General features: G+C 60.8%; 7 protein-coding genes and 1 pseudogene. 4 read left to right on the top strand and 4 right to left on the bottom strand.

Annotation, left to right across the window (positions count from 1 at the left end):
• From ACRXB1_RS20870 to ACRXB1_RS20860, 3 genes are all read right to left on the bottom strand, one after another.
• Nucleotides 1-459 (bottom strand): MFS transporter (locus ACRXB1_RS20870; RefSeq protein WP_449493079.1); only part of this gene is annotated, 459 nt, incomplete at its 3' end.
• A 190-nt stretch (nt 460-649) separates the two neighbouring features.
• Complete coding sequence (locus tag ACRXB1_RS20865) at nt 650-3,673, bottom strand: FAD-binding and (Fe-S)-binding domain-containing protein (RefSeq protein ID WP_449493078.1); 3,024 nt, start codon at nt 3,671-3,673, stop codon at nt 650-652.
• A 13-nt stretch (nt 3,674-3,686) separates the two neighbouring features.
• Nucleotides 3,687-4,907, bottom strand: coding sequence for a pyridoxal-phosphate-dependent aminotransferase family protein (locus tag ACRXB1_RS20860; protein WP_449493077.1), 1,221 nt, complete (start codon nt 4,905-4,907; stop codon nt 3,687-3,689).
• A gap of 156 nt (nt 4,908-5,063) precedes the next feature.
• Here ACRXB1_RS20860 and ACRXB1_RS20855 point away from each other — a divergent pair, with 156 nt between their 5' ends.
• From ACRXB1_RS20855 to ACRXB1_RS20845, 3 genes are all read left to right on the top strand, one after another.
• Nucleotides 5,064-5,792 carry a GntR family transcriptional regulator gene (locus ACRXB1_RS20855; protein WP_062001226.1) on the top strand — a complete coding sequence of 243 codons (729 nt, stop codon included), beginning with the start codon at nt 5,064-5,066 and terminating at the stop codon, nt 5,790-5,792.
• 229 nt (nt 5,793-6,021) lie between these two features.
• Nucleotides 6,022-7,131: a porin gene (locus tag ACRXB1_RS20850; protein ID WP_449493076.1), complete on the top strand. Its 1,110-nt coding sequence runs from the start codon at nt 6,022-6,024 to the stop codon at nt 7,129-7,131.
• Between the two features lie 2 nt (nt 7,132-7,133).
• Entirely contained in the window at nt 7,134-8,177 is a 1,044-nt protein-coding gene (locus tag ACRXB1_RS20845; RefSeq protein ID WP_449493075.1) for a nucleoside hydrolase, read from the top strand.
• Between the two features lie 12 nt (nt 8,178-8,189).
• On the opposite strand, the gene ACRXB1_RS20840 is transcribed toward ACRXB1_RS20845, so the two are convergent.
• Nucleotides 8,190-9,098, bottom strand: coding sequence for a LysR family transcriptional regulator (locus ACRXB1_RS20840; RefSeq protein WP_174362529.1), 909 nt, complete (start codon nt 9,096-9,098; stop codon nt 8,190-8,192).
• A 91-nt stretch (nt 9,099-9,189) separates the two neighbouring features.
• On the opposite strand from ACRXB1_RS20840, the pseudogene ACRXB1_RS20835 reads away from it, so the two are divergent.
• Nucleotides 9,190-10,149 (top strand): annotated as a pseudogene (locus ACRXB1_RS20835) (solute carrier family 23 protein); the annotation flags it as partial.
• Nucleotides 10,150-10,216: the final 67 nt, after the last annotated feature.

The raw sequence follows: 10,216 nt of genomic DNA, 5'->3' as shown, positions 1-10,216 counted from the left end.
TTCGCCCAGTCCGAGCAACAGGCGCGCAATGATCAGCGATACGAACCCGCCGGAAAGCCCTGTCATGACGGTGGCGCCCGCCCATATGACGGCGCACACGGCAAGCGTCCGACGCGGTCCGAACCTTTCGCCCAGTCCGAGCAACAGGCGCGCAATGATCAGCGATACGAACCCGCCGGAAAGCCCTGTCATGACGGTGGCGCCCGCCCATATGACGGCGCACACGGCAAGCGTCCGACGCGGTCCGAACCTGTCGCCCACCCATCCGCCGATGATCTGGAACACGAGATACGGATAGGCGAATGCGGAAAATACGAAACCGATTTGCGTATGCGACAAGTGCAGTTCCGCGCCGAATTGCGAAGCGGCGGTACTGACGTTGACCCGGTCAACATACGTAATGAAATACATGGCGCACAGCAATAACAAAACGCGCGTCGTAGCTCGACGGAACATCATCGTCTCCTTGATTAGTGCGTGCTCCATCCCGACGCCCAAGGACGCCTGAAGCGAACTGCATCCGGAACTTCGATAAAAGCCTTAATCAATTGGCGTTGCAGCAGTGCTGCGAATCCTGGGCTTGCGCGGTCGTGTCATGCTTGTCTCCAGTGCGCGAACTTTTGCGTGCGTCCGCTGTGGGTGTGATGCTTTAGACTTCTTTTAGTGCGGCCTCGAGAACGCGCGCAACGTGCATCGCCTTCGCGTTCGTTCCATCCGCTATCTGGTGACGGCAACTGGTGCCATCTGCGACGATCAATGCGTCTTGTGCTTTTCGTATGGCCGGCAAGAGCGACAGTTCCGCCATCGCTTTCGATGCTTCGTAGTGCTCGGCTTCATAGCCAAAACTGCCTGCCATGCCGCAGCAGGACGATTCGATCACCTGTACATCCAGCGACGGAATCCAGCCAAGCACGGCTTGAACCGGTCGAAAGACATCGAATGCTTTCTGATGGCAATGGCCGTGAACGAGCGCCTTCGGATGGGCGAGCGGTTTGAGTGAAAGCCTCAGACGTCCCGCCTGTTTTTCCTTCACCAGGAATTCTTCGAACAGGAACGATGTCTGCGCGAGCTTGCGCGCTTCGTCGCCATAACCGTAGTCGAGGAATTCGTCGCGGAAAGAAAGCAGGCACGAGGGTTCCAGACCCACTACAGGCACGCCGCGTTCAATGAACGGCCGCAGCGTATCAAGCGTGCGGCGCGCTTCGGCCTTTGCTTCATCGACCTTTCCCGCCGATAAAAACGTGCGCCCGCAGCAGAGCGGACGTTCACCGTCCTTCAGATTCAGATGGACCGTATAACCCGCGGCTTCCAGCACACGCTTCGCCGCACGCGCGTTTTCCGGTTCCATGTAGTTGTTGAAGGTATCGACGAAAAGCAGCACTTCCTTGCCATCGACCGAGGGAGGCAAAGGCTGTTCGGCCGTCGATAAAAACGATGCAACGAACTGCGGAAACGCGCGTTCGGGCGCCAGGCCGAGACGCGACTTGACCCAGCTCGCCACGCGCGGCAACCGCTCCACCGACCCGAACAACGACGGCACGCGACTCGCATACGGCGCGTATCGCGGCATGAATCCCACCAGTCGATCGCGCAAGCGCAAGCCGTTCTTCGCGGTCCATGCGGCACGCGCTTCGATCTTGATCTTCGCCATATCGACGCCTGTCGGGCAGTCTCGCTTGCAGCCCTTGCACGATACGCACAGATCGAGCACGTCCTTCACATCCTGGCTCGCGAGCCCTTCTTCACCCAGTTGCCCGCTGATCGCAAGCCGCAACGTATTGGCGCGGCCGCGCGTGACGTGTTGCTCGTCCTTCGTGATTCGATAACTCGGGCACATCGTGCCCGCGTCGAACTTGCGGCAGTGGCCGTTGTTGTTGCACATCTCGACCGCTTTCGCGAGACCGCCGGTACGGTCATCGCCGCTGCCGGCCGGTGTTTCTTCGCCGGTCAGCGGATCGCGTGTCACGTCCCATTGCGACCAGTCGAGCTGCGTCTTGAGCGCACGTTCGCGGTACAAAGGCGGAAAACGAAAGTGGGTCGCATCGTCCATTTTCGGCGGATTCACGATGCGGTCCGGACTCATGCGATTCTCGGGATCGAAGAGCGTCTTGATCTCCCGAAACGCTTGATTGATGCGGGGTCCGTATTGCCACGCGACCCATTCGCCACGACACAAACCGTCGCCATGTTCGCCCGAATATGCACCCTTGTATTCGCGTACCAGCGCCGAGGCTTCTTCCGCAATGGCGCGCATCTTTTGCGCGCCGTCCCGACGCATGTCCAGGATAGGCCGCACGTGCAGCGTGCCGACACTTGCATGCGCGTACCACGTGCCTTCGGTATGGTGCTTGTGGAACACTTCGGTAAGACGCGTGGTGTATTGCGCAAGATGTTCGAGCGGCACGGCGCAATCTTCAATGAACGAGACCGGCTTGCCGTCACCCTTCATGCTCATCATGATGTTGAGCCCGGCCTTGCGCACTTCCCACAAGGCCTTTTGTTCCGAAGCGCCGGGCATCTCGACAACCGAATCGGGCAAGCCGAGATCGCCCATCAGTTCCACGAGTTGTGCGAGCTTCGCGAGTTGCACGGCCTTGTCAGCGCCTGCGAATTCGACGAGAAGCACAGCTTGCGGCTGACCGACCAGCGCCTTTTCGATGACCGGACGAAACGCCGGATTCGACATCGACAGGTCGATCATCGTGCGGTCCACGAGTTCCACGGCGACCGGACCAAGTTTGACGATGTGCTGCGTCATGTCCATTGCGTCGTAGAACGTCGGGAAGTTCACGACCCCCAGCGTCTTGTGCTCAGGCAGCGGCCAGAGCTTCAATGTCAGGCGCCGGCTGAACGCAAGCGTGCCTTCGGAGCCGACCAGCAATTGCGCGAGGTTCGGTTCGCCGTCGGCGCTGAAGGGCAAGGGGCTTTGGCAATCGAAGAGATCGATGTTGTAGCCCGCCACGCGCCGCAAGACCTTCGGCACTTGCTCGCGGATTTCATCGCGTTCACGTTGCGCGATCCGTTGCACGCCTTCGACCAAAGAACGGGTGGGTGCATCCAGGGACATTGCGCCCAACGCGCCGAACGTCGCCTGTTGACCATCGGCGAGAACGGCGTCGATCGACGCGACGTTGTGCACCATGATCCCGTACTCCATGGAACGGGAACCGCACGAATTGTTGCCTGCCATGCCGCCGATCGTGCATTGCGCGCTCGTCGATACATCCACCGGAAACCACAAGCCGTGCGGCTTCAGCCACGCGTTCAGGTGATCCAGCACCACGCCCGGTTCCACCGTCACCGTGCGCGTTTCGGCATCGAACTCAATGATGTTGTTGAGCCACTTGCTGGTATCGATAACCAGCGCTTCACCGATCGTCTGCCCGCACTGGCTCGTCCCCGCGCCGCGTGCGAGCACGGGCGCTTTGGCATCGCGTGCTATGTCCAGCGCGAGCAGCAAGTCGGCCTGGTCGCGCGGCACGACAACGCCCAGCGGCGTGATCTGATAGATCGAGGCATCGGTCGCGTAACGTCCACGGGCCGCGCGATCGAACAGCACGTCGCCTTTCATTTCGCTGCGAAGACGCGCGGCGAGCGGCGAGAGCGTGGCCCTTGCCGATGCCGGCATCAGATGGATCGGCTGGACGAGTGCTTCAGGGGATTTGGTCAGCATCGCTTGGACGTTCTCAGGCCGCCGCTTTCAAGGCAGGTGCTGCGACGTTGTTGGTCAGATAGTCCATGGCTGCGAGCACGCCGCTTCCCGCGAGCTTCACGCCCGCCAGCTTGAGGCCCATTTCGCAGCCGGTGAGCGTCGCCATCAACGTCAGGTCGTTGCAGTCGCCGAGATGCCCGATGCGGAACATGCGGCCCTTCAGCTTTCCGAGCCCCGTGCCCAGCGACATGTCGAATTTTTCGTAGATGACTTTGCGCACCGCATCGGCATCGACGCCTTCAGGCGTCATCACGCCCGTGAGCACCGGCGAATACACGGCCGGGTCAGCGCATTGAATCTCGAGGCCCCATGCGCTGACCGCTGCACGGCACGCCGCCGCCAGCCGCTGATGCCGCGCGAAGACATTGTCGAGCCCTTCGTCGCCGATCATTTCGAGCGCTTCCGACAAGCCGTACAGTAAGTTGGTGTTCGGCGTGTACGGCCAGTAGCCGCTCTTGTTCATCTCGATGATCTCGTCCCACGCCCAGAACGCACGCGGCAACTTCGCCGATTTGCTCGCCTCGATCGCCTTCTTCGATACCGCGTTGAAGCTGATCCCCGGCGGCAGCATCAGGCCTTTTTGCGAACCGGACACAGTGACGTCGACGCCCCAGTCGTCATGCCGGTAATCCGCCGACGCCAGACCGGAAATCGTATCGACGAGAAACAGCGCCGGATGTCCGGCTGCGTCGATAGCCCGCCGCACCGCAGCGATGTCCGACGTGACGCCCGTGGATGTCTCGTTATGCACGACGCACACCGCCTTGATCTTGTGCTGCGTGTCCTCGCGCAAACGCGCTTCGATCATGTCCGCCTGGACGCCGCGCCGCCACCCTTCCGTGCCCGGCAAACCCAGGAATTCCGGCTTCAGGCCAAGGTTCTCGGCCATCTTTTTCCAGAGCGTCGCGAAGTGGCCGGTCTCGAACATCAGGACCGTATCGCCGGGACTGAGCGTGTTGCACAGCGCCGCTTCCCATGCGCCAGTGCCCGATGCCGGGTAGATCACGACGGGCTGCGCGGTCTTGAAGATCGACTTGATGCCTTCCAGCACCTTCAGCCCGAGCGCACCGAATTCCGGCCCGCGATGGTCGATTGTCGGATAACTCATCGCCCGCAAGATGCGGTCAGGTACGGGGCTCGGCCCGGGAATCTGCAGGAAATGGCGACCAGCGGGATGAAAATCGAGCTTCAGCATGATGCGTCCTTTGAATTTTGCATGCAAAATACTGTAGCGCACCGTAGCATTGACTGAAAGCGATAAATGTCTGTTTTGCTTAGGTGAAAACCCGTCCCACGGTTTTTTGGGTGCGGCGCGGTAAAATCGCGTCAACAGAATGGCCTGAGGTATTGCATGCAAAATGATCATGTTGCTGATCGCGAATTCACGCTTCCAAAAGTCGAGCGGCAAAGGCTGCACGACACGGTGGTGGACCACCTGCGTAATTTCATCGTCGAGGGGATGTTGGCTCCGGGCATGAAACTCAACGAACGCACGCTCTGCGAGACGCTCGGGATTTCACGCACGCCGTTGCGCGAGGCCTTGAAGGTGCTTGCTTCGGAAGGTTTGATCGATATCCTGCCGAACCGGGGTGCGTCGGTCTCGCGGATGAGCGACGCAGAGATCCGCGAGACGTTCGAACTCATGGGCGGACTCGAAGCGTTTTCGGGCGAACTCGCGTGCGAACGCATGACGCCCGCCGAACTCAGCGAGATCAAGGCGCTGCATTACGCCATGCTCGCCTGCCGCGAGCAAAACGACCTGTCCGGCTACTACAGCCGCAATCAAGCCATTCACGACAAGATCAACGACGCCGCTCGCAACTCCGCCTTGCGGCAAACGTATGTATCGGTGAACCGGCGGCTGCAGGCGTTGCGGTTCCGTTCGAACTTCCAGACCACGAAGTGGGACAGCGCGATCCGCGATCATGAAGCCATGATCGCCGCCCTCGAGTCACGCGATGGCAAACGCATGGCCGAAATCATGCGCGCGCATTTGATGGCGAAGCGCGACGCAGTGCTCGCCGAACGGACCATGACAACGGTCAAGCCGATTTCCGAAGGCGGGACGCTGCCGGGGTGATTGGCTGCGGCATGTAGCGTCGCTCACCGTATGACACTGGCGAAACGGCCAACTCAAAACACACCTCCCCCACCCTTTGCATAAACTCATTTGATGGGTTTATAACAATTCATAATTATTTTTATGGTTTTCGGTTTTGTACAGTCCGATGCACTCGCCAGACGCCATGAGTCAAAAACCGGCGCGACGAACATACATCACACGCTCATCGGACGATTCCCGGACAACCATGAAACTACTCAAGCTTGCTCCCCTTGCAATGCTCGGCGCGTTCACCGCCTCATCGTATGCGCAAAGCAGTGTCACTCTTTACGGCCTGATATCAGGGGGTGTCGGCTTCGCGACGAATCAGGGCGGGCACAACGCTTACCAGGCGCTGAGCGGCACGAATCAGAATCCGCGCTGGGGCTTGAAGGGACGGGAAGACCTGGGCGGCGGACTGAGCGCGATCTTCCAGTTGGAAAACGGCTTCAACATCATGACGGGCACGGCTGCGCAAAGCGGCCGCGAATTCGGCCGCCTGGCCGCAGTCGGTCTTTCCAATAAAAAGTACGGCACGCTGACATTCGGCCGCCAGTACGACGCCATCCACGATTACATCGGACCGGTGATCATTGCGAGCAACGGCGTGAATATCGGCGACAACGACAACGGTTATAACGACATCCGCGTCCAGAATTCCGTGAAGTACGTGAGCCCGGATTATCGCGGCCTGAAGGCGACGGCCATCTACGGTTTCAGCAATGCGACCGGCTTCAGCGACAACAGCGCATACAGCTTCGGCATTGGTTACGAGCACGGTCCGTTGCGCTGGAGCGCGGTCTACGCACAATACAACCATCCGTTCAGCAGCACGAATTCGGACGGCGCAATCTCGAACGATTATTCGTCGCCCATCCTGATCTTCGATAAAAGCGCGACCAACCCTTCGGTGTTCGCGAAGAAACAGCGCATTGCGGGCACGGGCGGTTTCTACACCATCGGCAAGGCGCAGTTCGCAGCGCTCTTCACCGATGTCCATTACGATTACCTCGACAATTCGCATCTGCACCTGCAGAACTTCGGCGTGAACGTGGTCTACACCATGACACCGTCGCTGTTCCTGGGCGCGGCGTACGGCTACACGGACGGCAAGTACGACGTCATCAACCAGAAACCCGCGTGGCACCAGGTCAACCTGCAGGCAGACTATTTCCTCTCGAAGCGCACCGACGTGGCGTTGACGGTCATCGGCCAGCAAGCCGCCGGCGACGCCCAGCACGCACAGATCTTCGCCTTCGCGCGCTCGACGACCACGCGCCAGCTCGTCGCCACCCTCGGCATGCGCCACGTATTCTGATCATGAGCCAGACTTCCAGTTTTCCTCGACGTACGTTTTTGAAGGCATCGGCGGCGCTGACCGCTTCGGCGTTGTTCAACCCGCTTGCGCACGCGGCCAATGAGCGCCGTACGGTGATCATCGATTGCGATCCGGGCCAGGACGACGCCATCGCCATCCTGTTCGCGCTGGGCGCGCATGATCGCCTCGATGTCCGCGCGCTGACGGCGGTGGCCGGCAATGTGCCGCTGAACCTGACAGAGCGCAACGCGCGCATCATCCGCGACTGGGCCGGCGCCACCAAAACGCTGCCCGTGTATGCAGGATGCCCGCGTCCGCTCATGCGCGAGCTGATCACCGCTGCGAACGTGCACGGCAAGACCGGGCTGGAAGGCGTCGAACTGCACGAACCGCTGGCGCCGCTCGCCGCGCAGCACGCGGTGGCGTATCTCATCGATACATTGAAAGCCGCGCCGCCGAAAAGCGTCACGATATGCGCACTCGGGCCGCTGACCAACATCGCAACGGCCTTGACCGAAGCGCCGGAAATCCGCGATGCACTGCGCGAAATCGTGCTGATGGGCGGGGCGTTTTTCGAGCGCGGCAACATTACGCCGGCGGCCGAGTTCAACATCTATGTCGATCCGCAAGCGGCAAGCATCGTGTTTTCGAGCGGCGTTCCGATTGTCGTGCTGCCGCGCGATGTCGCCGTGAAAGCCCCGATCACGCCAGCGCGCATTGCGCCGATCCGCGCCATCGGCAACCGCTGCGGCGCGGTCGTCGCGGACATCATGGCGGCCGAAGTGAAGTACCAGAAGGGGCGTCGAGGCGTGGAAGAGGCACCCATGTACGACCCGACCGCCGCCGGTTATCTCGTCGATCCGAGCCTTTTCAAAGGCAAGCTGGTCAACGTGGTGGTGGAAACGACCGGACAATTCACGCTGGGTGAGACCGTCGTCGACTGGTCGGGGCATAGCGGACGTGCGCCGAACGCGACCTGGATCACGGATGTCGATGCCGACGCGTTCTACGCCGCGCTGCGAGCCAGTATCGCGACGTTGCCTTGAAGTGCGCGGGACCTAGATGTGCGCGGCAATATAGTCCCAGCATGCTTTCACGTGCGGCCCGCGATCAACGCCCGCGAGCGAAATCAACGCGATGGCGCGCGTGACCCGGGGTTTGTCGAGTCGCAGCGCAATCAGCTCGGGATCGTGCAAATGCATGGTGTAAAGGCTCGGCATGACCGCGATCGCGAGGCCGTTGCGCGCGAGGGCGTAGAGCGGCTCGGTGTATTCCATGGTGTAGGTCACCGAGAGGCGCAGCTTTTCGTCACCGCCGGTCCTGTGCAGGGTATCGCTTACGCTACCGCGCACGAACACGGCGAGATCGCGGCCGACGAGCTTTTTCCACGGCACGGTCTTGAGCTTCGCAAGCGGATCATCGCGCCGTACCACGACCACGATCTCGTCCTCGAAGACATCCTTGAAACGCAGGGCTTCGTGGTTCGCTTCGGGCTCATGCACGCCAATGCCGATATCGGCAACTCCGTCGCGCACGGCATCGATCAATGCGGTGTTCGGCAAGTCGGTCAGCGTAAAACGAAGCGTGGGACGCTGTTCGCGAAACGCGTTGAGGACAGGAAGCAGGCGTCCCGCCACCGATGGAATCATCGCGATGCGCACCGTCTGCAGCCGTTCCAGGAACGTGCTCGCCATGTCGTCGAAGGTGCCGCGCGCGTGATTGAGGAGGCGTTCGGCGAGCGGCAGGATGCTCGCGCCCGCATCGGTCAATGTAAGCCGGTGCGCCGAACGCAGGAACAACGGACCGCCGAGCAGAAATTCGATCTGGCGGATCGCGGCGGTCAGCGCGGGCTGCGTCAACGAAAGCGATTGCGCGGCCTGAGTGAAGCTGCGTGCGTGGGCGAGCGCGACGAAGTACTGGACTTGCCGCAAGGTCAGCGCGGGCAATGGACCTGATCGATCGGACATGAAGCGCTACCAGTTGGACGGATGCGCCGCAGTATAAAACGCGTGCACGCCGAAAGTGCCCAAGGAAAAAATAGTGAACAAGGAATCTTCGATGGCTTCTTCCGATGCAACCCTACCCCGCAAATCAGGCGGATGGCTCGACCGGCGCTTTGCCTTGAGCGAGCGTAAAACCAGCGTGCGCACGGAAACGCTCGCGGGCATCACGTCGTTCCTGGCGGCAGCGTATCTGCTCGTCGTGATTCCGTCTTTGCTTGCAACCGGCGGCATGGATCGTGGCGCGGCGACGACATCGACCATCATCGTGTTCGTGTTGAGCACCGTCTTGATGGGGCTATATACAAATCTGCCGTTTATTGTCGGACCCGGAATCGGCGGGTCGGTGATCCTCGGCGTCACACTGGCCGCGACCGAACATGTCGCGTGGCAAACCGGGCTGGGCATCGCGTTCATCTCGGGGTTGCTGTTTCTCATTCTTACCCTGGTCGGTGCGCGCAGTCTTGTCGTGCGCCTGATTCCGCAGCAGATCAAGCTGGGACTGGGGGCATCGATTGGATTGTTTATCGCGGTGCTCGGGTTTCGCAACGCTGGCATGGTGATCGCGAATGCAAAGACCAACGCGTTCGCCCTCGGTGACTTTTCGCGGCCCGGGACAATCGTCGCGCTGATCGGACTGGCCGCGGCCGTGGTGCTGCAAGGACGAAAAATCCCGGGCGCGATCCTTTGGGCAATCCTGATTGCAGCAGCCGCCGGCGTGCCGCTCGGCGTGACGCATATGCCTTCGTCGATGATCTCGTTTCCGCACGACATCATGCCCGTCGCGTTCAAGCTCGACATCCCGAGCGCGTTGACGGTCGCGGCGATTCCCTATTTGTTCGTCTTCTTCGCCGCCGAGTTTTTCTCGACGCTGGGCACCACGCTCGCGGTCGGCGCAAAAGCCAATCTCCTCGATGAAAACGCAAACCTGCCGAACATCAACCGGCCGTTCCTGGTCGATTCGATCGCGGCGACGCTCGGTCCCGTATTCGGCATTCCAGCGCTGACCGCGAGCGTGGTGCCCAGCGTCGAGAAAAACTCGGCGGCGAAGAAGACGAACAAATAGGGAATCGCCGCGACCGTCA

The sequence above is a fragment of the Caballeronia sp. M23-90 genome, assembly GCF_053574605.1.
The sequence above is the reverse complement of the archived record's forward strand: the minus strand, read 5'-3'. Positions and strand labels throughout refer to the sequence as shown.

Excerpts from the sequence above, each read along its gene's own strand:
- ACRXB1_RS20840 (WP_174362529.1), bottom strand. The coding sequence starts at position 9,098 with ATGTCCGATCGATCAGGTCCATTGCCCGCGCTGACCTTGCGGCAAGTC.
- ACRXB1_RS20855 (WP_062001226.1), top strand. The coding sequence starts at position 5,064 with ATGCAAAATGATCATGTTGCTGATCGCGAATTCACGCTTCCAAAAGTC.
- ACRXB1_RS20865 (WP_449493078.1), bottom strand. The coding sequence starts at position 3,673 with ATGCTGACCAAATCCCCTGAAGCACTCGTCCAGCCGATCCATCTGATG.
- ACRXB1_RS20850 (WP_449493076.1), top strand. The coding sequence starts at position 6,022 with ATGAAACTACTCAAGCTTGCTCCCCTTGCAATGCTCGGCGCGTTCACC.
- ACRXB1_RS20845 (WP_449493075.1), top strand. The coding sequence starts at position 7,134 with ATGAGCCAGACTTCCAGTTTTCCTCGACGTACGTTTTTGAAGGCATCG.
- ACRXB1_RS20860 (WP_449493077.1), bottom strand. The coding sequence starts at position 4,907 with ATGCTGAAGCTCGATTTTCATCCCGCTGGTCGCCATTTCCTGCAGATT.